Raw genomic sequence first — 22,192 nt, forward strand, 5'->3', positions numbered from 1 at the left:
GCCGTCGAGGGGCGGGAAAGCCCCCACGTCTCAAGTTTGTCCCTCCAATTCGCATCAAAATCCGCCCATCGTCACAGGCCATTAAGAAACGACCGCGGGAAGGGGGCTTCGGCACCGCTTCCCCGGTCCGCCGGTTCGCAAGCGCGGCGGTGTCGCGGCGACCGGACAACGGCTGAAAAGCCACTGGCACAGGAACGATGAGCATGCAGCAGAGCGTGGCGGCCCCCGCGGTCTACACCGACCTTGGCCGCGTCATGGAAAGCATCACCCGGCGCTTCCTCGACGTGCTTCGGATGGAACTGGCCCGGATCGGCGTGACCGACCTCAGCCCGACCCAGGCCTTGATGCTGCTGCACATCGGCACCGAGGAACTGTCGGTCCGCGATCTGCTGGAGCGTGGCTATTACCTTGGCTCCAACGCCTCCTACAATCTGAAGCACCTGGTGGAAGCCGGCTATGTCGACCGCAGCCCGTCCCTGCGCGACCGGCGGGCCGCGCGGCTCAAGCTGTCCGAACAGGGGCTGGCGACCTGCGAAGCGCTGAAGAGGTTGGAAACGGCACGGGCCGACAGCCTGCTGCGCAGCGACAGCGACGGCGCCGATTTCGAAACCACCTACCGCACGCTACGGCGGCTGGAGCGCGCCTGGACCGACCTGATCCGCTACGACGACGCCGATTCAGCCTGAGTTTCGGCCCGAAATTTTCGAACGTCCGACACGTAATCTTATACCCACCTACCCGTTCGATCTGTGTCCGGGAGGGAACACCCGCGCCCATAACAGGAACGTAGGGAGAACTGTGCGGTTGCTGTTCCGTGTCCGTTCTGGTAGCTATACCGGAACAAGACACGAACAATGGAGGTTGCCATGTCGGTTCTGGCTTTCCTGCGTGAATGCATGACCCTCGCCCTGTTCCTCGCCGTTCTCTATGGCTGGGCTACGGTCGGGCCGATTCTGATCGGCTGAGCGGGCCTATGGCGTCGGGGTGTCGGCCCCTTCGGAAGAGGTCCCCGAACGAGGGATGCCGCGTCGGTATTATATCCGAAATCCCAGCCCACCCCGGCCGGCACAGCGCTTACATCGTGAACACGCGGAACCGTTCCTGGCCCGACAGAGAAGCCGAAAGAGGGACGGTTCCGCGAACGCCGACAACGCGTGGGGATTGGGACGGATGCGGAATTTCTTTCGGAAGCGTCGTTCGGCCGCTGTGGCGGCCGAACGGATGCCGGCGGCTGGCGGTGCGGGTCTCGGCGGCAGCGGACTTGGCGGCGGCCTGACCGGTGGCGGCCTTGCTGGCAATGGCCTCACGGGCAATGGAATGGGCATGACCGGACCGGGTATGTCGGGGCCGGGGATCTCAGGCCCGGGATCTGCCGCCGGCAACTTCCCCAATGCACCCGGATTCTCCCGGCCCGGTGGGACGCTCCTGCGTCCGGTCGATGGGGGGCAAGGTCGGAGCGGGTTCGAGGCAATGCGCGGTCCCGCAGCACCGCGTCAGCCCGACATCATCGACAACGACGCCACCGGCGACCGCCGCGGCCACATGTTCCCGCAGCCCGGCGGGCGCGAGGCGGAGAGCGAGCACGACCTGCCGCGCTTCACCATGTCGGTCAACGGCGGCTATCGCGGGGGCATGGGCGCCAACGCGCCGGCCATGCTGAAGGGCCTGACGCCCGAGCTGAACGGCCTGCTGCGCGAAGCCTTCACCCCGACGCGGCCGAAGCAGCAGCTGAACGGCCTGTTCATCGGCCGCAACGATACCTTGCGCCGCATCATCTCGGCGATCGAGGAGGAGCGGGCACACGTCATCCTTTACGGCGATCGCGGCCGCGGCAAGACCTCCGTCGCCAATGCGATCGAGAAGATCGCCGGGCAGGCCGGCTATCTGTCGCTGAAGCTGACCTGCAGCGGCGAACTGAGCTTCGAGGACATCTTCAGGCACTTCCTGAAGAAGATCCCCTCCACCTATTACCGCTCCGCACTCGACAACCCGTTCGCCGCCCGGCGCAACTTCGCCAGCCTGAACGAGCTGCTGCCGGACGGCACCTTCAGCGTCACCGAACTGAACGAGGTGCTGTCGGGCATCCACGCCACCCATGTGCTGCTGATCCTGGACGAGTACGACCGCGTCCTCGACGAGGATTTCCGCAACAAGCTGGCGGAGCTGTTCAAGAACCTCACCGACAGCTCGATCCCCGTCACGCTGCTGGTGGTCGGCGTCGCCGAGAATCTGGACCAGCTGCTGGGCAAGCATCCGTCGATCCAGCGGTCGCTGGTGCCGGTGCATCTGCCGCTGATGACCGACCAGGAGATCGGCCGGCTGATCCAGGCCGGTGCCCAGAATGCCGCGATCGAGTTCGCGCCGGATGTGGTGCGGCGGATCGCCGAATTCGTGCGCGGGCTTCCCTACTATGCACAGCTTCTCGGCCTGCACGCGGCGCGCAGTGCCGTCAGCCGCGGCAGCAAGCTGGTGGAGCGGCCGGATCTGGCCTATGCCGTCGCTCGCTGCCTGCAGGAGGCCGAACGCGGCATCGTCGAGAGCTATGCCCGCGCATTGGCTGCGGACCGCCGTGTGGAGCTGGAGGACGCGCTGCTGGCCGCCGCACTGTGCCCGGCCGATGCCTATGGCGTGTTCGACCCCAACGATCTGGCGGGCGACAGCGGCCAGTTGCCGAGTGCCGCGACGCTGGACCTGCTGAAACGCCTGACCCGCGAGGACCATGGCGGCGTGCTGGCCCCGGTGGTGGAGCCGGGCCTGGAACGCTACCGCTTCCGCAATCAGATGATGCGCCAGTACGTCCTGATGCGTCAGGCGAGCGAGCGCGGCCAGATCTGATCCATCCCCGATCAGGCCGTCCTTCGGCCCTTCCCCGGCGACGGGGGAGGGCCACTCTTTATCAGGGGAGCCCCGTTACAGATACGCGGCGCGGCGTTGGCCTGTGGCCTTCTGCCACGACCATTCGACGACCGCGCTCATCAGCCGCTCCAGCCCGGGCTTCACCTCGGCCGCCAGATCGGGGCGGAAGCGGTAGGGAGCGTCCTCGTCCATATAGGTGGACTGGGTCAGCTCCAACTGGATGGCGTGGATGTTCTCCTCCGGCTTGCCGTAGCTGCGGATGATGAAGCCGCCGCGCATGCGGCCGTTCAATGCGGCGGAGTAACGTTCCGACGCCGAAAGGACATTCATCAGACGCGCGACCAGTGGCTGGGCGGCACTGCTGCCGTCGCCGGTGCCGAGGTTGAAGTCGGGCAGGGTGCCGTCGAAGAAGCGCGGAAGCCGGCTGCGCACGGAATGGGCGTCGAACAGCACCGCGACCCCAAAGCGGTCGCGCAGAGCCCGCAGTTCGCTGTGCAGCTGGTCGTGATAGGGGCGCCAGTAGGCGCCGACCCGCCGGCCGATCTCCGCCCGGTCGGGCTCCTGCCCGGCTTGGTAGATGGGTGCGTAATCGAAGGTGGTGAGCGGACAGATCTCCGTTGGGTCGAGCCCGGGCTGGGCGACGAGACCGTCGGGATCGCGGTTCAGATCCACCACGTAGCGCGAACAGAGCGCCGTAAGAAAACCGATTCCGAGTGCCGGGGCGAAATGATACAACCGGTCAAGGTGCCGGTCGACGTCGGGCTGTGCCAAGCCGTGTTCCGTCATCGTCGCGGCGATGTCCGGCGGAATCATGGTCCCGACATGCGGAATGCTGAGCAGGACCGGCGTTTCGCCTGGCTGGAATCGGAAGGTTTCCATGGCTCGTCTCGTTACGGGAACGGCTGGCTCAGGGCTGTGTGCAGTGCGGCAGGGACAGCCGGTGGACTATGGAGCCCACTGCCGTATTCCGTCAAACACATTGCGTTTTTTTGAAACTTGCAGTGATGCCGCACAGAGTGATGCCGCACCTATGGAATCCGCACAAGGACACCCTGTCCTTCCGGACCGCATTCCCTACAACGGCACACCGAATTGGCCGTTGACCGGAGGCCCGACTTGCCGGACACTCCCGCGCAATCGGCGACCGCCCGGCAGAAGGCGGCGCCCAGCACCGGATCAAGCTGTCCCCCGGCGACCGGACCGAAGACTTCCAAAACACACGGCGCCCCGATTTCGCAGCCCCGGTGACGAAGCAACGCAGCAGGGGAGAAGCGACCATGAACACCGCCACCCGTCTTGGCGCGGCCATGCCCGGCCGGCGCCAAATCTTGTTGCCGCTTGCGTTGGCACCCGTCGCCGGCTGGGCGGTATGGGCCGCCGGCACGGCCGATGCGCCCAGCCACCCCGCCGGTCCCTTCCACCTGCCGCTGGACGAAACCACGGCGTTGTGGCGCGACCTCGGCGCGGTCCGGTTGGGGGGGCTTGCCGGCGATCCGCAGTTTCCGGTCAAGGTGTCTGCCCTGGACGGCCGTACCGTCACCGTCCGCGGCTTCATGGTTCCGTTGACCGGTGGCACCACCCACAACCGCTTCATCCTGTCCGCCAACCCCATGGGCTGTCCCGCCTGCGAAAGCCCCGGGCCGGCCGGCATGATGCATGTCCACTCCTCCATCGCGCTGTCCGCCACGCGGGAGCCGGTAACTCTCACCGGAACCCTGCGCCTGCGTCCGCAGGAAGGGCTTTTCTACCGGTTGGATCGCGCCGAACAGCGCTGGGCCTGACCGGCATCGACGCGTCATCGCCGGTGCGGCGGTGACCGCCGCGACCGGGATGCGCTTGGCTTCGGCGTCGACCATGGCGGCGGCGCTGCTGCTGTATGGCGGCGTCAGCGTTCCGGCGCCGCCGTCCCTGCGCTGGGGCGAGGCCACGATCGGCCTGCTGATCCTCCTGTCCATCGGCTGGAGGCGGCCCTTGATGGTGGCGACCGGGCACGCCCTGCGCGACTCGGGTGATGCGGCCTGGATGGCGGTTGCCGTCGCGGCGCTGGGCTGGCTGCTGTGGGTGCCGCTGCTGCGCGGGGCGACACTGGGCTGGGAAGCGGCGGACATCCTGCGTGACGTGGTGCCGCTGCTCTATCTGTTCCTGCCCGTGCTGCTGGTTCCCGCATTGCGGCGCGCCGGAGCCAGGGGTGTGCGCCTTCTGGCCGGCGGGCTGGCGCTTGCCGGGATTCTGCTGGCCTTGCGCTGGTGGAAGCAGGCGGACTGGGGCTTCGGTGCGGTCGGCACGCGGGCGATGGCGGACGGCGGCGCCTATCTGCTGAATGCCCCATCGGTTCTGTTCGCCGCGGTGGCGTTGCCGGCGTTGGCGCTTTCGCTTGTAGCGGTCGGGGGATCGTTCAGGCGCTGGATCGCGGCGTTCGCCTGCGCCGCCGGGGGAGCGCTCTGCCTGGGCGCACTGGCGGGAGCGGTCCACCGCACCGCCCTGGGATTGGCGGCGCTGTCTCTGACGATGGTGGCCCTGTGGTGGGTGCGCCGCCGTCCCTGGCTGGCGGTGCCGCTGCTGCTGGCGGCCGGCTTTGTCGTCCTGCCTGCCGGGGATGCGCTGGTCGGCGCCTGGCAACAGGTGGCGGAAAAGACCCGGCTGACCGGGGCCAACACACGCTGGGAGGAAGCGGCGGCGGTGATCGACCATGCCGTCTCGTCGCCCTGGGCCCTGCTGTTCGGCGATGGGTGGGGAGCGCGGATCGCGAATCCGGCCGTCGGCGGATGGCGGGTCAGCTACACCCACACGCTGGTCAGCTACAGCCTGTTGAAGACCGGGCTTCTGGGCATGATGGCGCTTGGAGCCTATCTGTGCGCCCTGTTTCGTCCCTGGCGCCGCCTGCTGGCGGAGGATCCGCCGCTGGCCATGGCGGTGGTGCCGCCGCTGCTCATGGCGCTCTGCCTCCATACCAGTTTCAAGTATCTCGACACCGGCGTCATCCTCTCGCTCACGCTTTTGGCATCCGAACTCAGGAAAGGGTTGTCCGAGCTCTAGAGCACAAGCATACTTTCGCGTGTAATTTAGGCTTTGGTGCGCTGTGAAGCTCGACAGACCTTCCATCCTGTTCATCAACCGGGTGTTCCCGCCGGACCGCGGGGCGACCGGGCGTTGTCTCCGTGATCTGGCAACCCGCATGGCGGATGCTGGCTGGCGGGTCACGGTGGTCGCGGACGGCCCGGAGTCGCGGGCCGATGCGCCGGCCGGCATCGCGCTCCACCGGACCGGCGGCAGTGTCCCGGAGGGGGAGCGGCCGGACGCCCGTGCGTATATCGAGTCGCTGTGCCGTCTGACCGGACTCGCCCTGTGCCTGCCGCGCCACGACGTGGTGGTGACGATGACCGACCCGCCGATGCTGGCGCTTGCCGGGCCGATGCTGGCGGCACGCCATGGTGCGGCATCGCTGCATTGGTGCCAGGATCTCTATCCGGATCTGCTGCCGGTGCTGGGGGTGCGGATGCCGTCGATGCTCTGCCGCCTTGCCGAATGGGGCATGGCCCGGTCCCTCCGCCGTCACGACGGTGTGATCGCGATCGGACGCTGCATGCGCGACCGGATCGCAGCCATGGGCGTGAAGGGGGAGCGGTTATGCCTTCTGCCCAACTGGCCCGATCCCGCCATTCGCCCTCTGCCCAAGGAGGGGAACGGGTTCCGCAGTTCGCTGGGGGTGGAGGAAGGGGAAAGCCGCTTTCTGGTCGCCTATTCCGGCACGCTCGGCCTTGCCCATCCGATGGACGGGGTGCTGGAGGCGGCGACGCGGCTGCAGGACAGCGACCCTGGTGTTCTGTTCCTGCTGACCGGGGAAGGGCGGGGATTTGGGGCGGTGGAGGAGAAGGCGCGGCGCCGTGGCCTGCGCAACCTGCGGCGCCTGCCCTGGCAGCCGGCCGACCGGCTGGCCGAGAGCCTGTCGGCCGCCGATCTGCATCTCGTCACGATGCACCCGGCGGCGGAAGGGATGCTGGTGCCGAGCAAGCTGGCCGGCGTCCAGGCGGCAGGCCGCCCCTGCCTGTTCCTCGGTCCGCGGGGCAGCGAGGCCGCCGCGCGGGTTGCCGGCTGCGGACTGGTCATCGATCCGTTCGACGGTGCCGCCATCGCCGAGACGGTCCGGTCCTATGCCGCCGATCCGGTGCGTTGCGCGGTGGAAGGCGCACACGCCGCCAGCCAATCCGCGGTCTGGACGGCCGATCGAGCCGCCACCACTTTCGCCTCGGTCGCCGAAGGCCTTCTGCCGGCGCGGCGGAGCTCCCGACCATTGAGCTCCGGGCCAGTGATCTCCGGGCCAACGATGGCAAGGCCGCTGCCCCATGCCTGACGGCGCGCTGGCCCAACCCGATGCCATGACGCTACGGCTCCCCGCGACGGGTGGGGAGGGCGATCTCCGCCGCTTTGTTCGCCTGCTGCGGCAGGGCTGGCGCTGGCTCCTGGCCGGTGGGTTCGGTGGCATCGCGCTTGCGGTCTGCGCCCTGTGGCTGGTTACTCCGGCCTATACGGCGGCGATGGTGATCGGGCCGACGGCCCGGGTCGGTTCGGCCGCCATGGGCGCGCGCGTGCCCATGCTCAGCGGACGCGATTCCGCCGCGATGGCCGAACCTGGGGCGGGCGACGAATCGCTGTCGGACTTCGCCCGCTATCTGGAGCTGTTCGGTTCCGGCCCGGTGGCGGAACAGCTGGCGCGCGATTCCAGGCTGCTGCAGGCCCTGTTCCCGGACCGCTGGGATGCGGAGACGCAGCGCTGGCGCCCGCCCTCCGGAATGGTTCCGGCGGTGAAGCGTGCGCTGCTGGCGCTGGTCGGCCGGCAGGATTGGGTGGAACCGGACGGGGAACGGGTGGCGCGAGCCCTGCGCGACCGGCTGGTGATCGACATGCTGCGGTCGGGTCCGATGCGGCGGATCACGTTGCGCCATTCCGACCGTGCGACGGCGCTCGACCTGCTGGGCCGAGTCGCTGCGGCCACAGACGCCCATTTGCGGGCGGAGGCGGCACGGCGTAGCGCCGCCCAGATCGCCCACATCAAGGATCGGCTGGGTGCCGTCACCGTGGCCGAGCACCGGCAGGCTCTGAGCGACCTGCTGCTGGATCAGGAGCGCGTGGCGATGATGATCGGGGTCGATCTGCCCTTTGCCTCCGACATGATCCAGCCGCCCACTGCCGCGGCCCTGCCGGACTGGCCGAACCCGGCGGTGGTGGTGCCGCTGGCGGGGGTGGCCGGATTGATCGCAGCCTGCTTCTGCCTCTCCGCCAGCCACGCCCTCCGGGATGGGCGGGCGGGGGAGGCGGCGCGATGACTCCGATCCCCGTCTCCGTCGTTGTGATGACCCGCAACGAGGTTGCGAACATCGTTCCCTGCCTTGCGGCGCTGACCCGCTTTGCCGAATGCTTGGTCGTCGACAGCGGCAGCGATGACGGCACGCCGGAGGTCGCCCGATGCCTCGGCGCACGGGTGGTGGCCTTCAGCTGGAACGGCCGCTATCCCAAGAAGAAGCAGTGGTGCCTGGACAGTCTGCCGCTGGCCCATGACTGGGTGCTGTTCGTCGATGCGGACGAAAGGCCGACCGCGGCGCTGGTGGATGAGATCGCCGGTCTGATGGCGGGCGGTCCGCGCCATTCCGCCTATTGGGTCGATGGCCGCCCGGTCCTGTGCGGTCGCGCGCTGCGCTTTGGCTGCTGGAACCGCAAGCTGGCCCTGCTCGACCGCCGCCATGTTCGGTTTCCCGATCAGCCGGACCTGGATGTCGCCGCAATGTGGGAGGTGGAGGGGCACTACCAGCCGCTGGTCGCCGGCACGACAGGACGGCTGCGGCACCCGATGGACCATTGCGACGCCAAGCCGCCGTCCGCCTGGTTCGACCGGCACAACCGCTATTCCGACTGGGAGGCGGCCTTGCGTGCCGACGGCCGGATGGACCGGTTGATCGACGGTGAGCCGGGCGATGGCGGAGTCCTGTGCCGGCGGACGCTGAAGCGATTGTTTCAGCGCCTGCCCGGCCGTCCGCTTTGGGCCTTCCTGCATGCCTATGTGCTGCGCCTGGGCGTCCTCGACGGCACAGCGGGGCTCGACCACGCGTTGGGACGCGCGTTCTACTACTGGCAGATCGGGCTCAAGATGCGGGCTGCCGTGCAGGCGCAGGCTTCCGCCGCGCGCCTTCCGTCTGGCTGCTCCCCTTCGTCGAACCCTTATTCCTCGACCAGCGCGATGCGGTCGCCGCCCAGCGCCTTCAGCAGATCGAAGGTGCGCTTGCGCACGCCCGGATCCTCGATCCGGTAATAGGCACGGACCAGCTCCAGCGTTTCACGGCGGGCCATCGATTCGAATTCGTCGGTCTCGCTCGCGCTTTCGGCCGGCGCCTCGGCGGCGATCTGGTCGGGAGACGGCATGTCGTCGAAGAAGTAGCTGACCGGCACGCCCAGAACCTGGGAGAGGTTGTAAAGGCGGCTCGCGCTGATGCGGTTCGACCCGCGCTCGTATTTCTGCAGCTGCTGGAAGGTGATCCCGACCGCCTCGCCCAGCTTCTCCTGGCTCAGGCCGAGCAGGGTGCGGCGAAGCCGCAGGCGGGCACCGACATGAATGTCGATGGGGTTGGGACCTTCGCCGCGGCGCGACAGGGTGTGGGCGGGGGCGAGTTTGGTCTTGGTCGCGCTCATAAGTCGTACCTCGAAGGGAAAGCCGGAGGGAAGGCGCCGCGAGAATGCTTAGTTCAGAAAGTAAATTCTATGCAACCATTTGTGCGCATCAACGGTCCGTTTGGGTGGAAGCGGGAAGTCATGCACGAAAGACATTAAGTTTCCGGGCATCGGAAACGTAATTTCGCGTAAGCCGTGGGAAAATGATGACGCACTGCCAGCGCGACTCGCTGCAGTGCGGAAACTGCCGTCGCGCGCACCGGACTCTGCCCCAGCTGCATGCGTCGAATCGCCTCCTGCTCAGACCGGCCCGTGGCGGCATCGCGCTGCGACAGGCCGCCGGGGGCGAACAGGCATACGGGCCACCGCAGCCGGACCGCCGGTCCGCGACCCAAGGCGGCAAGCGTGAAGGCATAGTCGGCCGCGATCCTGAAAGCGGGATCGAAACGAACACCCGAGAGCGCCGGAACGCTGTAGATCATAGCCTGATGGTGCGTGAACATGCCGAAGGGCGCCCAGCGGTGGGACCGCGCGCGCTTCAACAGGATACGTCCGTCACTCTGCCGCTCCAGCGCATCGCCATAAAAAAGAACGGCACCAGGATGACGGCCGGCGGCCTGCAGCAACCGGATGGAGGTGTCCGCAGCGGCCAGCCGGTCGCCGGCGTTCAGGAACAGCACATGGCTGAAGCCGAGCCGTCGGGCGGCATCGAGCCCATCGTTCATCGCCTCATAGAGCCCCCGATCCGGGGCGGACCGCCACCAGACCGGCAGATCGGCGTGGTCCGCCAGCCATTCCGCGGTGCCGTCGGCGGACCCGCCGTCGGCGACCAGCCAGGCGACCTGCGGTCCCAACTGCCCCTGCAGGCTGTCATGGGTGTCGATCAAGCCGGCGCGGTCGTTGCGGACCACCGTCAGAATCGCGAGGCGGAGAGGGGGAGCCGTGGTCATCGCGCGATCACCGACACGGAAGCGGCGGTGATGGCAAGCTGGCTCAGGATGTTGCCGAAGGTCTTGGCGACGTCGAGCCCATCGAAGGGCCGCGGGTCGCGCGGCACCACCAGAATGGAGCCGGGCGGAATGGTCTCGACCCGATGGTTCCAGGAGGACAAGGCCAGCGGACGCGCCCGGCCGTCGGGCAGAACCAGGAAGCTGCGGCCTGTATCGGCATCACGGGTCGGTCCTCCGGCCTCGCTCAGGTAATCCTCCGCGCTCTTGCCGCTGACAAATTGTGCGGCGGTGGGGTGCAGGACCTCGCCTGCGACAGCGACGGTCAGCGGCCGCTTGGGGATCACGATGCGGTCGTCGGGCTCCAACAGCGGATCCAACTCGGGCCGTGTGCGCAGGACCGCGGGATCCGCTTCCACCACCACACGGCCGAGCGGTTCCGCACCGCGAAGCTGGGCGGCGAGCTGCCGGGCCAGCGCGACATTCTCCGCCTTTACCGGCTCGCCCTTCTCCACCTCCAGCGCCAGCGTGCGTTCCAGTTCCCGCGCCTGACGCTGGAACTGATCCTTTTCACGGCGGCGCTCGCTCTCGCGGGTCAGGACGGCTCCGGCCGGATAGGCATCCTCCTGCAGGCCGCCGGCCCTTGCGATCAGGGAGGACAGCGTCTCATTGCGGCCGATATCGTACCGGCCGGGACGGCGCACCGCCCCATCGATGGCAACGGCGCGCGACTCCAGCGCCTGCGGCCGCGGGTTGATCCGCAACGCATCGCCGGGACCTGCCATGCGCGCTCCGTCGCGGCCGAGATCGACGATGCTGCGGCTGCCGGTCGTTGCCGTCAACTCCGCCGCAGCCGGGTCGGCGTCGGCCGACAGCCCACCCGCGACAGCGACCAGTGCGGACAGCGGCGTGCGGTCGGCGATTGGATAGCCGCCGGGATCGCGGACGGCGCCGCGCACCTGCACCGACCGCTCGCCGATCAGCGCGACGATGGCGGGATCGAGCAATGCGGCAAGCATCGGCGGTTCGTCCGCCGCCTCTCCCCCGGCCGGGTCGGCGGATTTGGCATTTGTGCCGGCGTCGGTGGGCTTCACTAGACTGCGGATGTCGTCGGTGGCGAACAGGTGGATGCGGTCGCCGTCGACAAGTCCACGGTCGGCACGCCCGGCGGCCACCTCCTGCGGGGAGAAGGGCAGATAGGCCCGGGTCAGGCTGCGCCGGTCATAGCGTTCCACGATCCCCAGCAACGGATAAACGTCGCGTTTCAGGGCTTTCCCCTCCGCCAATGCACTCCGCAGCGTGATCCCGGCGGTCAGACGGCGAGTGCCCGGGCGGCGGACATGGCCGATCAGCTCATATTGCGGTGCGTCCGATTCGACGATGGTCTCGCGGGCACCGGTGCTTGCCTCGCTGGTGGCGCCCACGACCGGATAGAAGCCGGGGCGAGAGACGCCGGATAGCCGAAGCACGGCATGGCGGAGCGCCAGGGGAAGCAGGTCGGGCACCGCGGTAAACAGCGGCGGGCAAGATGTGCGTGAGCCGGCCAGCCCGGCGGCGGCGCGCGCCTGAGGACCCGTGGCGAGCGGCCCATCGGGTTCTGCGGCAAGGTTGCGGGCCAGCGCGACAAGACCGGGGCAGGCGCCCTCCGGCGGCTGCCGCTCCCCGCGAAGCAGGGCCAGCACCGGCTCCGCTGTCAGGAAATCGATGTCGCCCGACCCCAGCACATAAAGGATGTCGCCCTCCGCCACCCGGCGGCGGTCTCGCCCGTTCAGGACGGCGGAGAGATCGATCGGGTGGAGGATTCGCGATCCCGTGGCGGAATCGCTGGTTTCAAGTCCCGCGAAAGGCAGATAGGGGGTAGGCCGCAGATCGCTGCGGGAGAGCAGTCCGCCGATGGTCCCGCCCTGCGGAAGCGCGCGCGGTCCGGGGCGCAGGACATGTCCCTCCAGCCGCACGTCATCCCGGCGGTCCTCGCGTAGCGGGGCGAGCAGCAGCAGGTCGCCGTCGTCGAACCGGCGCGCATTGGCGTCCGCGATCTCCTCGGTCGTCTCCTCGCCCGACGGGCCGATGCCGAATCGCAGCAGCCGGGCACGGCCGGGTCGCAACGCGCCGCCGGCCAGATCGCGTAATTCGGCTGCCGACAACGGACCGCTGCCGGGCGGCAACTCATAGATGCCGGGCCGCTTGACCGGTCCGGCGACACCGACCGTGGCGCCCAGCGGCGGAACGAACAGGCGATCACCGTCGCGCAGCGGCTGATCGGCATTGCCCGCGTTCCCGGCCAGCTGCAGGGCATACAGGTCAATGGCGATGCTGCCGCCTGCGCGCATGAGGCGGATGGCACGCAAGCTGCCGCTCCGCTCCACACCGCCGGCCGCCGACAAGGCGTCGAGAGCGGTGGCGAAAGCGCTGACCTCCTGCCGTCCGGGACGCTGCACGGCACCGGTGACCACCACGCCGATCCGCCGCACCTCCGCCAGGGTGGCGAAGGCCTCAGTGTTGGGCCAGGTCGCGGCGACCGCAGCGGCAAGCTCCCGCCGGAGGGCATCCAGCGACAGGCCTGCGGCGGTGACCGGACGCAGGTCGTCCACCACGAGCTGACCGTTGCGATCGATGGCGAATCGCTTGGTGAAAGACTTCTGTCCGCGGAGTGTCACCGTCACTGCATCGCCGGTGTTCAGTACATAGTCGCCCTGAACGGCACCGGGTGCGCTCTCGCCGGTCGCTGCCGACTCTCGTGCCGGAGCGAACAGGTCGTAGCCGAACTGACGCAGCGGTTCGGCGGCGCGGGCGGAAAAGGCGGCTTCCAGAGGTGAGGCGGAAGGCGGCAAAAGAGCATCGCTTCGCGTCGGCCCGGCGGCCAACACGGCGCACGCCCACAGCAAAGGCACCGCCCCCGGTGCCAACCGGGAGAATATCCTGCACGCAGCAGCCAGCATCGATGTCAAATATCCCGTTATTCACCCGCACCAAGCGAGCAAAAACCGCCGAACACTATTGGATGTAATCAACCGGAAGGCAATGCCCTGCATCCAGGGCGCCATGCAAAAGGGCGGCATCCGCGCGCTTGCGGGTGGGGATATGATGAGCCGTCCGTCAGTCGCGCTGCCGCGGCGAAACCGTGGAGCGGCAAAGCACCGGCAGATTGCCGGAAAACACAAGGATGCCAGTGGCGTGATCGTCATCCACAGCGAAGAGCACCGGCTTCAGGCCGGCCGGTCCGAACTCAACGACGGCCAACTCGTCCCCTGCTACGAGAAACCGGCGCGTGCCGACATCGTGCGGGCGCGGATCGAAGTGGTGGGGCTCGGGCCCATCGTCGAACCCACCCGTCACGGCCTCGCCCCGTTGGAGCGGGTGCATGACGCCGACTACCTCGGCTTCCTCCAAACCGCCTGGGACGAGTGGGTGAAGGAGCATGGCGCCGACATCGACGCGCTGCCGCTCAACTGGGTGGCGCCGGGCATGTCGCGGCGGCGGGTGCCGCGGTCCATCGACGGGCGACTCGGCTTCTATTCCTTCGATGCCGGGACGCCGATCACCGCCGGCACCTGGAGGGCGGCGACCGCAGCGGCCGACAGCGCGCTTACCGGCGCCGACCGGCTGCGGGCCGGCGACCGCAGCGCATTCGCCCTCTGCCGGCCGCCGGGCCACCATGCCGGACATGCCTTCTACGGCGGCTACTGCTTCCTGAACAATGCGGCCATCGCGGCGCAGTGCTTGCGCGACGGCGGGGCCGCGCGGGTGGCGGTGCTGGACGTCGATTACCATCACGGCAACGGCACGCAGGAGATCTTCTGGGAACGTGGCGATGTGCTGTTCGTGTCGATCCATGCCGATCCGATCGACGAGTTCCCGTATTTCTGCGGTCATGCCGACGAGACCGGCGCCGGGGCGGGCGAGGGGGCGAACCTGAACATCACACTGCCCTGGGGCACCGACTGGACCGGATACGCCCGGGCGCTGGCGGCCGCCGCGGCGCGAATCCGGGAGTTCGGGGCGGACGCCCTCGTCCTGTCGCTGGGTGCGGACACCTATGGCGGCGACCCGATCTCCCGTTTCCGGTTGTTGTCGGAGGATTTCCTGTGCATGGGGTCCGCTATCGCCGGGATCGGCCTGCCGACGCTGTTCGTGATGGAGGGCGGCTATGCCGTCGACGATCTGGGCGTGAACGTCGCCAATGTACTGATCGGCTTCGAGCAGGGTTGAGCGGAACCGGCGGGGACGAACCGGCCTTGCCGTTGCCGGTGCGGCCGATTCGTCCTAAATTGAACGGAGAACCGGACCCTTCTTGAGGATGTGGACGGTGGCCGCCGACCTTTCCATCTCCAGCCTGTCCATCGGGACCCACGCCACCCTGCGCAACCAGCCTATGCGGGGGGAAGGGAGGGGTGCGTCCAGCGCCAGGGACAGCGGGTCGGCCGGGTCCACCGATACGGTCACTCTGTCCGACGCGGCGCAGCAGCAAGTCCAGAAGCTCAAGCAGGCCGATGCGAACGTCCGCCAGCATGAGGCGGCGCATCAGGCAGCCGGCGGCAGCCATGCCGGCGGCGCGTCCTTTACCTACACGCGCGGGCCGGACGGTAAGAATTACGCCACCGCCGGCGAGGTGCCGATCGACGTCAGCGCCGAATCGGATCCGGCCGACACCGTCGCAAAGATGGAGCAGGTGAAGGCCGCCGCCCTCGCTCCCGCCGATCCGTCGCCGCAGGACATGCGCGTCGCCGCCCAAGCCGATGCGGCGAAGCTGCAGGCGCAGGCTGAGCAGCGCCGGCAGGGCGGGGACGCTGCGGCCGGACGCGCCGCCGCGGCCTATGGGGCGGCGCAGTCCCTGGGTTATGGCCAGGCAGGAAAGGGGCTGACGGTCTGAACCGGTGCGCCAATGAGGCCGCCGCGACGCTCCGCCCGTGATGCTCAGCGCCTCGGCGTGGTCTCTCCATCCAGCGTCAGCAAGGCGCCGTACAGTTCCGGACGGCGGTCGCGGAAGACCCCCCAGGAGGCGCGCTGGGCGGCGATTCGGTCGAGATCGAAGCTCGCGGTCAGCACCGTGCGGCTTTCGCGGTCGGCCTGTGCCACGATCTCGCCCTGCGGCCCGGCGATGAAGGACGAGCCGTAGAAGGTCAGCGCGCAGCTTTCCCCCGGCTCGACCCCGACGCGGTTGGACGCGACGAGCGGCATTAGGTTGGCGCCGGCATGACCCTGCATCACCCGGGTCCAATGGCCCTGGCTGTCGATGGAGGAGTCCTGCGGCTCCGACCCGATGGCGGTCGGGTAGAGAAGGATTTCCGCCCCCTTCAACGCCATGACGCGGGCGGTTTCCGGGAACCACTGGTCCCAGCAGATGGCGCAGCCGACGGTGGCGTAGCGGGTCTTGAACACCGGGATGCCGGTGTCGCCGGGGCTGAAATAGAACTTCTCCTGATAGCCCGGTCCGTCGGGAATGTGGGATTTGCGGTAGATGCCCAGCAGGCTGCCGTCCGCATCGACCATGGCCATGGAGTTGTAATAGGCGTTGCGCGCCTTTTCGAAGAAGCTGACGGGGATCACCACCGACAGCTCGCGCGCCAGAGACCGCATGCGCTCGATCACCGGATGGCCTTCGGCCGGGGCGGCGAGTTCGAACAGCGACTGCTTCTGGTCCTTGCAGAAATAGGGGGTCTCGAACAGTTCCTGCGGCAGGATAATTTGCGCGCCCTTTGCAGCCGCCTCGCGAATCAGCGATTCGACGCCGTCGACGTTGGCGGCACGGTCCCAACTGCAGGCCATCTGGGTGGCGGCGACGGTGACGGTACGGGACGAGTGGACGGTCGGCGAAGCGGTCATTGCGGTCGCTGGCTCCTGTTGCGGCGAGTGACTGTGGCGATTGACGTCTGTGTGACCAAAGGTCGCGTCGGATACAAGCGGCAGTACGGGACTCTGCGGGATTTTAGCGAAATGTTCACATTTCACCGATCCGGCGACACGATCTGCCAAATAAAACCGATCCAAAAGATAATCTTCGCGTCCTTCATCATATGGGGATATGGCAACCCACGCCTGATCTGAAAAGATCGATTGCACACCAAGCGGCCATGCACCGTATCCGAGCCGCCGTTCTGCTTAAGTTGGACGAAATTTGCCGATCCTTTGACCGACATATCATTGCATGCCCGCGATCGACGGCTGCGCAATTGATTTGCGCTTTGCACACAGCACGTTATGATTGGATGACGCAGCCAGGACCATTCGTGTCAAGGTGGTATCACCAGGAAGACATGGATCCGACCGACGCTATGTCGCCAGGTACCCTAAAGGGCAACCGCCCGGCGCTTGCACCCGGTGGGCGGGAATGGTTGTTGGATCGGTAACGACGGCAGAGAGATTGTCGGTATGGAGGCGTCTGTCAAGGGGTGGGAGCCGGAGCGCCCCGACGGTTCAGAGGATGCGGCTGGTTCGGCCGACGGTGCGTTATCGTTCGTCGTCCGTGACGTGAACCGCGCCTTCGCCCGCGCTCTGCAGACGCGCATCGCGCGGTCGGGCGTCAGCATGGGGCAATGGTTCTTCCTGCGCGCCCTATGGGAGGAAGACGGTCTGACCCAACGCGAACTCAGCCACCGCGTCGGCATGATGGAGCCGACCACCGTGACCGCCGTCAATGTGATGGAGGCGCAGGGGCTGGTCCAGCGGGTGCGCAACAGCCACGACCGCCGCAAGATGAACATCTTCCTGACCGACAAGGGCCGGGCGCTCCGCGATTCGATGATGCCCAGCGCGTCGGAAATCGCCCAACTCGCCATTCAGGGCATCACGCCGGACGAACTGGACCTGACGCTGGACGTGCTGCGCCGCGTCGGTGCCAACCTCAATGCCGCCGCGGCGTCCGCCCGCGACGGCGAGGAGGAGTGAACCGGGCGGTCTCCCGCCGCCCATCTTCCCGGACGTCAATCTCCCCGAACCTCAGGCAACCTCAATCGTCATCCGGGTCGGGCGGCGGCGGCAGGCTGGCGCCGGTCAGGTTTGCTCCGGTGAATTTGGCGTCGCGGATATTCGCATCGCTCAGGATCGCACCGGTCAAGTTGGCGTTGGCGAAATCGCAGCCCGACAGGTTGGCTCCGCGCAGATTGGTGCGGATGCAGGACGCGTTGGTCAGCCGCGCGCCGGTCAAGTTCGCCGCCCACAGCCGGCCGGTCGGCTGGCCGTCCGGCCCCTTGATGTCGACCCAGCCGATGCCGGCCCCGTCCAGCCGCACCCCGTCCATGTTGGCGCCGCGCAAGGTGGCGCCATCCAGGATCGCCCCGCCGAGGTCGGCGCCGGCCAGCACCGCTTCGGAGATGTCGCACATGATCAGCAGCGCCTCGCGCAGCTTGGCGCCGCTGAGGTTGGCGCGCTTCAGATTGGCGCCGGACAGGTTCACGCCGGACAGGTCGATGTGGCTGAGGTCGGCGCCGGTCAGGTCGGCCCGCGCGCCCATCGAGCCGTTGGTGTTGATCCAGGTGTAATGGCTGTGCAGGGCCTGCTGGATCTGGACCGAGAAATTGTCGGCCGACCGGGCCAGATTGGCGCCGGTGGTGTCGGCACCGGCCAGATCGGCACCTTCCAGCTTGGCACCCTGCAGGTCGGCATTGCGCAGGTTGGCGCCGGCCAGCATCGCGCCGGTCAGGTTGGCGTCGCGCAGCACGGCTCCCTGCAGATTCACGCCCGACAGGTTGCTGCCGCGCAGGTCGGCGCGGGCGAGATTGCAGCTCTTCATGCTGGCGCGCATCAGCGTGGCGCCGGTCAGCAGCGCGCCCTCGCAATCGGCGCCGTTCATCGACACGTCGGTCAGATCGGCACCCGACAGATTGGCGTTGGTCAGCGACGCATCGTCGAAATCGCTGCCGGCCAGATCGGAACGGACGAAATCCAGCCCCTTGCCCCCCTTGCCGCCGCCCTGCCCGCCATAGAGCAGGGCGCCGCCGCGCAGGTCGGCCTCCTTCAGGATGGCGCGCTTCATCTTGGCGCCGCGCATGTGGGCGCCGCGCAGGTCGGCGCGATACAGGTTGCAGCCGGACAGGTCGGCCTTGGTCAGGTGGGCGGCGAACAGGTCCGCGGTGCTGAGATTGGCGTTGGACAGGTCGCAATGGGACAGGTTGGCGCCGGACAGCTTGCCCTGCGCCAGATTCACCCCGGACAGGTTCGAGCCTTCCATGTTCGCCATGGTCAGGTTGGCGCGCGAACCGCCCGACTTGTTCTTCAGCCAGCGCTCGTGCTTTTCCAGCACGGCAACCAACTCGTGCGGTGTCATCGGTCCTGTCCGGTCTGTCTGGTTGCGTGGTCCATCGATAGACCAGTGTCCCGAAATAATCTATGCCAAAGGTTAAGGCCGCTTCCAGTGCATCGGCGGCTTGGCGCGGTGGTGTCCGCCCCCCATCTCCGGGGCGTCGGGCACCGGACCGCCTGTCACAGCAAGGAGTTGGGGATCATGTCGGGTGGACACACGCTTGCGGCGTTCGACACCGAACTGGCGGCGCTGCGCACTGCCATCGACCGCATGGGCGAGCTGGTGGAACGGCAGGTCGGGCTCGCGCTCGATTCGCTGGCCGGTCCGGACGCCGATATCGCGGGCGAGGTGCTGAAGGGCGACGCAGAGATCGACCGGCTGGAGATGGAGGTGGAGGCGATGACCGTCCGCCTGCTGGCTCTGCGCCAGCCGATGGCCAAGGACCTGCGGGAGATCGTCGCGGCGCTGAAGATCGCCTCCAACCTGGAGCGGATGGGCGATTTCGCCGGCTCCGTCGCCAAGCGGGCGGTCACGCTGGCCACCCTGCCGGTCGCGCCGCCGGTCGCCTCGCTGGTCCGGATGGGCCGCATGGTGCAGGCGATGATCGGTGACATGCGCCGCGCCTACACCGAACAGGACGCCGATCTGGCCGCTTCGGTCCGCGACTGCGACGGCGAGGTCGATGCGGCCTATACCGCGCTGTTCCGCGAATTTTTGACCTACATGATGGAAACGCCGGCCCAGATCACCGGCTGCACCCATCTGCTGTTCGCCGCCAAGTCGATCGAGCGCATCGGCGACCACGCCACCAACGTCGCGGAGAACATCAGCTTCCTGGTCAAGGGCCGCCTGCCGTCGGACGAGCGCCGCAAGGAGGACCTCAGCAGCTACGCCGTCGCTCCGCCGCGCGAGGGTGCGTGAACGCCGGGGCTTGACAGCCGGCGGTGGCATGTGGTGCCGTTGTCGGCATGAACATGTCCTCGCCCCTCCTGTCGCAGCATTGGTGGTGGCCCGTCTCCAACGGGCCGGCCTGGCGACGCGTGTGAACGTGGATTGACGACAAAAGGCCGCCCGGTGCATCCGGAGCGGCCTTTTTCCTGACCTGTCAGCGGGTCACCCAAGGGAAAGACGGACAGGCGGAAGCACCGTGCGGCGTCACCGACAAGACGCCCGAACCGGAGCCCCGCCGCCATGACGCCCTCCCATCTGTATCCCTCCCACATCTTCCTGGCCGATCCCGCATTGCTCGACCCGTTCTCCGCCATCACCGGCGGTGGGCTTGGGCTGCGCCGCACCGCCGAGCCGGTGGGGGTCGCCGAAGCGCTCGACACGCTCGCCGTCGCGCTGGACGAGCGGCGCGGCCTGCTGCTGGCGGGCGGTGTGGAGGCACCCGGCCGTTACCGTCGCCAAGCCATGGGCTTCGTCGATCCGCCCCTGTGTGTGACGGCACGCGGCCGGACGGTGCGCATCGACGCGCTGAATCCGCGCGGCCGCCTTCTGCTTCCCGCCATTGCCGGCGCACTCGACGGGCATGAGGCGCTGGTCGGGCTGGAGGTGACGGCCGGCCGCGTTACCGCGCTGGTCCGCCGCCCGACCGGCGTCTTCGCGGAGGAGGAGCGCAGCCGCCAGCCGTCGGTCTTCAGCGTGCTGCGGGTGCTGATGGCGCTGTTCGCCTGCCCGGACGAGCCGTTCCTCGGCCTTTACGGCGCCTTCGGCTACGACCTCGCCTTCCAGTTCGAGCCGATCCGGCGCCGGCTGGAGCGGCCGGACGATCAGCGCGACCTCGTGCTGTATCTGCCCGACCGGCTGCTGGTGGTCGACCATGGCGCCGGGGTGGCCCGCCGTTTCGCCTACGAGTTCGTCGTGAATGGCGCTTCCACCGAGGGAGTCGCCGGAGGTGGCCGGATTCAGGCCTACCGCCCGGACACCAATGCCGCCGCGGAGTGCGACCATGCGCCCGGCGAGTACCAGCAGGTGGTGCGGGCGGCGAAGGAAGCTTTCCGCCGTGGCGACCTGTTCGAGGTGGTGCCCGGCCAGACCTTTGCCGAGCCCTGCACCGACAGCCCCTCCACCATCTTCCGCCGCCTGCGCGCCGCCAATCCGGCCCCCTACGAGGCGTTGATAAACCTGGGTGACGGCGAGTTCCTGGTCGCCGCCAGCCCCGAGATGTATGTCCGCGTCGGCACCGGCCCAACGGCGGCGCGGGTGGAAACCTGCCCGATCTCCGGCACGGTGGCGCGTGGCATCGATGCGCTGGGCGATGCCGCGCAGATCCTGACGCTGCTGAACTCCGCCAAGGACGCGGCGGAGCTGACCATGTGCACCGACGTCGACCGCAACGACAAGGCGCGGGTGTGCGAGCCCGGTTCGGTCCGCGTCGTCGGTCGGCGGATGATCGAGCTGTACTCCCGCCTGATCCACACGGTGGACCATGTGGAGGGGCGGCTGCGCGACGGCTTCGACGCACTGGACGCTTTCCTCACCCACAGCTGGGCGGTCACGGTGACTGGCGCGCCGAAGCGCTGGGCCATGCAGTTCCTGGAGGACACCGAACGGTCGCCGCGCCGCTGGTATGGCGGAGCCTTCGGACGAATCGGCTTCGATGGCGGGATGGATACCGGCCTGACCCTGCGCACCATCCGCATGAAGGACGGGGTCGCCTTCGTCCGTGCCGGCGCGACCCTGCTGTCCGACAGCGACCCGGAGGCGGAAGATGCCGAATGCCGCCTGAAGGCCTCCGCCTTCCTCGACGCGGTACGGGGGGAGGGAGCGTCGCCGCGGCTGGCGCTGGTTGCCACCGAGGCATCGTCCGCCGCCCGGCGGAGCGGGGAGGGGCGGCGGGTGCTGCTGGTCGATCATGACGACAGCTTCGTCCACACGCTGGCCGACTATTTCCGCCGGACCGGCGCGACGGTGACGACGCTGCGCCACATCCATGCGCGGGCGGCGCTGCGCGACGAGCCGCCCGACCTGCTGGTGCTGTCGCCTGGGCCCGGACGTCCTGAGGACTTCGACGTCGGCGGCAGCGTGCAGGCGGCGCTGGAACTCGGCGTGCCGGTGTTCGGCGTCTGTCTGGGGCTGCAGGGGATGGCCGAGAGCTTCGGCGCGACGCTCGACCGGTTGCCGGAGCCGATGCATGGCAAGGCATCTCCCCTGATCCACCAGGGCTGCGGGCTGTTCGAGGGGCTGCCCCAGGGGATGCGCGTCGGCCGCTACCATTCGCTGGTTGCAAGGCGCGACAGCCTGCCGCCGGAACTGCGGGTGACGGCGGAGACGGAGGACGGAACGGTGATGGCGATCGAGCACCGGTCGCTGCCGCTGGCCGCCGTGCAGTTCCACCCGGAATCGATCCTGACGCTCGACGGTGGCCATGGGCTGGCGCTGATCGACACGGTGATGGCGACGCTGGCGACGCGCGGCGGCAGGCTGCCGGAGAGGGAGGAGGCCGCTTGAAGATCGTGTCCGCCGGGAGAGCGCGCCGCCGCCCGCT

At 68.3% G+C, this 22,192-nt stretch carries 18 protein-coding genes; 12 read left to right on the top strand and 6 right to left on the bottom strand.

Going from position 1 to position 22,192, the window contains the following annotated elements:
- The first annotated feature begins 203 nt into the window (after window positions 1-203).
- Both FZ983_RS10455 and FZ983_RS10465 read left to right on the top strand, forming a co-directional pair.
- Window positions 204-686, top strand: coding sequence for a MarR family transcriptional regulator (locus FZ983_RS10455; protein ID WP_247883701.1), 483 nt, complete (start codon window positions 204-206; stop codon window positions 684-686).
- A 784-nt stretch (window positions 687-1,470) separates the two neighbouring features.
- Window positions 1,471-2,835 carry an ATP-binding protein gene (locus FZ983_RS10465; protein ID WP_149223492.1) on the top strand — a complete coding sequence of 455 codons (1,365 nt, stop codon included), beginning with the start codon at window positions 1,471-1,473 and terminating at the stop codon, window positions 2,833-2,835.
- 75 nt (window positions 2,836-2,910) lie between these two features.
- On the opposite strand, the gene hutG is transcribed toward FZ983_RS10465, so the two are convergent.
- Window positions 2,911-3,735, bottom strand: a complete 825-nt coding sequence (gene hutG / locus FZ983_RS10470; protein ID WP_149223493.1) for an N-formylglutamate deformylase — start codon at window positions 3,733-3,735, stop codon at window positions 2,911-2,913.
- Between the two features lie 398 nt (window positions 3,736-4,133).
- Here hutG and FZ983_RS10475 point away from each other — a divergent pair, with 398 nt between their 5' ends.
- The 5 genes from FZ983_RS10475 to FZ983_RS10495 are packed head-to-tail and all read left to right on the top strand — an operon-like array spanning window position 4,134 to window position 9,160.
- On the top strand, window positions 4,134-4,637 hold the full coding sequence (locus tag FZ983_RS10475) for a hypothetical protein (RefSeq protein WP_149223494.1): 504 nt from the start codon (window positions 4,134-4,136) through the stop codon (window positions 4,635-4,637).
- Window positions 4,638-4,668: 31 nt separating this feature from the next.
- The gene (locus FZ983_RS10480; RefSeq protein WP_149223495.1) at window positions 4,669-5,892 is read left to right on the top strand and encodes a hypothetical protein; all 1,224 of its coding nucleotides are present in this window, start codon (window positions 4,669-4,671) and stop codon (window positions 5,890-5,892) included.
- A gap of 43 nt (window positions 5,893-5,935) precedes the next feature.
- Window positions 5,936-7,207 (top strand): glycosyltransferase family 4 protein, encoded by a 1,272-nt coding sequence (locus tag FZ983_RS10485; RefSeq protein ID WP_149223496.1) that lies wholly within the window; start codon window positions 5,936-5,938, stop codon window positions 7,205-7,207.
- Window positions 7,200-8,180 carry a hypothetical protein gene (locus tag FZ983_RS10490; protein ID WP_149223497.1) on the top strand — a complete coding sequence of 327 codons (981 nt, stop codon included), beginning with the start codon at window positions 7,200-7,202 and terminating at the stop codon, window positions 8,178-8,180. Before FZ983_RS10485 ends, FZ983_RS10490 begins: the two co-directional genes overlap by 8 nt.
- Window positions 8,177-9,160 carry a glycosyltransferase family 2 protein gene (locus tag FZ983_RS10495; RefSeq protein ID WP_149223498.1) on the top strand — a complete coding sequence of 328 codons (984 nt, stop codon included), beginning with the start codon at window positions 8,177-8,179 and terminating at the stop codon, window positions 9,158-9,160. Before FZ983_RS10490 ends, FZ983_RS10495 begins: the two co-directional genes overlap by 4 nt.
- Here the strand turns inward: FZ983_RS10495 and FZ983_RS10500 are convergent.
- The 3 genes from FZ983_RS10500 to FZ983_RS10510 form a co-directional block, all read right to left on the bottom strand.
- Window positions 9,070-9,537 (bottom strand): helix-turn-helix transcriptional regulator, encoded by a 468-nt coding sequence (locus FZ983_RS10500; RefSeq protein ID WP_149223499.1) that lies wholly within the window; start codon window positions 9,535-9,537, stop codon window positions 9,070-9,072. The two genes, FZ983_RS10495 and FZ983_RS10500, sit on opposite strands and share 91 nt — an antisense overlap.
- 134 nt (window positions 9,538-9,671) lie before the next feature.
- A complete protein-coding gene (locus FZ983_RS10505; protein WP_247883703.1) occupies window positions 9,672-10,427 on the bottom strand; it encodes a colanic acid biosynthesis glycosyl transferase in 756 nt (251 codons plus the stop codon).
- 35 nt (window positions 10,428-10,462) lie between these two features.
- A complete protein-coding gene (locus FZ983_RS10510) occupies window positions 10,463-13,294 on the bottom strand; it encodes an SLBB domain-containing protein (RefSeq protein ID WP_247883704.1) in 2,832 nt (943 codons plus the stop codon).
- A 343-nt stretch (window positions 13,295-13,637) separates the two neighbouring features.
- Between FZ983_RS10510 and FZ983_RS10515 the strand changes: the two genes are divergently transcribed.
- Complete coding sequence (locus FZ983_RS10515) at window positions 13,638-14,672, top strand: histone deacetylase family protein (protein ID WP_149223502.1); 1,035 nt, start codon at window positions 13,638-13,640, stop codon at window positions 14,670-14,672.
- Between the two features lie 88 nt (window positions 14,673-14,760).
- Entirely contained in the window at window positions 14,761-15,333 is a 573-nt protein-coding gene (locus FZ983_RS10520; RefSeq protein WP_149223618.1) for a putative metalloprotease CJM1_0395 family protein, read from the top strand.
- Window positions 15,334-15,377: 44 nt separating this feature from the next.
- Here the strand turns inward: FZ983_RS10520 and aguB are convergent, their stop codons facing one another.
- Window positions 15,378-16,286, bottom strand: a complete 909-nt coding sequence (aguB, locus tag FZ983_RS10525; RefSeq protein ID WP_149223503.1) for an N-carbamoylputrescine amidase — start codon at window positions 16,284-16,286, stop codon at window positions 15,378-15,380.
- A 546-nt stretch (window positions 16,287-16,832) separates the two neighbouring features.
- Between aguB and FZ983_RS10530 the strand changes: the two genes are divergently transcribed.
- Complete coding sequence (locus FZ983_RS10530) at window positions 16,833-17,348, top strand: MarR family winged helix-turn-helix transcriptional regulator (RefSeq protein WP_149223504.1); 516 nt, start codon at window positions 16,833-16,835, stop codon at window positions 17,346-17,348.
- Window positions 17,349-17,409: 61 nt separating this feature from the next.
- Here the strand turns inward: FZ983_RS10530 and FZ983_RS10535 are convergent, their stop codons facing one another.
- On the bottom strand, window positions 17,410-18,726 hold the full coding sequence (locus tag FZ983_RS10535) for a pentapeptide repeat-containing protein (RefSeq protein WP_149223505.1): 1,317 nt from the start codon (window positions 18,724-18,726) through the stop codon (window positions 17,410-17,412).
- 177 nt (window positions 18,727-18,903) lie between these two features.
- On the opposite strand from FZ983_RS10535, the gene phoU reads away from it, so the two are divergent.
- Window positions 18,904-19,623: a phosphate signaling complex protein PhoU gene (gene phoU / locus FZ983_RS10540; RefSeq protein ID WP_149223506.1), complete on the top strand. Its 720-nt coding sequence runs from the start codon at window positions 18,904-18,906 to the stop codon at window positions 19,621-19,623.
- A 270-nt stretch (window positions 19,624-19,893) separates the two neighbouring features.
- Window positions 19,894-22,155: an anthranilate synthase gene (locus FZ983_RS10545; RefSeq protein WP_149223507.1), complete on the top strand. Its 2,262-nt coding sequence runs from the start codon at window positions 19,894-19,896 to the stop codon at window positions 22,153-22,155.
- Window positions 22,156-22,192 lie beyond the last annotated feature (37 nt).

Origin of the sequence: Azospirillum sp. B21, from assembly GCF_008364825.1 — a bacterium.
Lineage (GTDB): Bacteria > Pseudomonadota > Alphaproteobacteria > Azospirillales > Azospirillaceae > Azospirillum.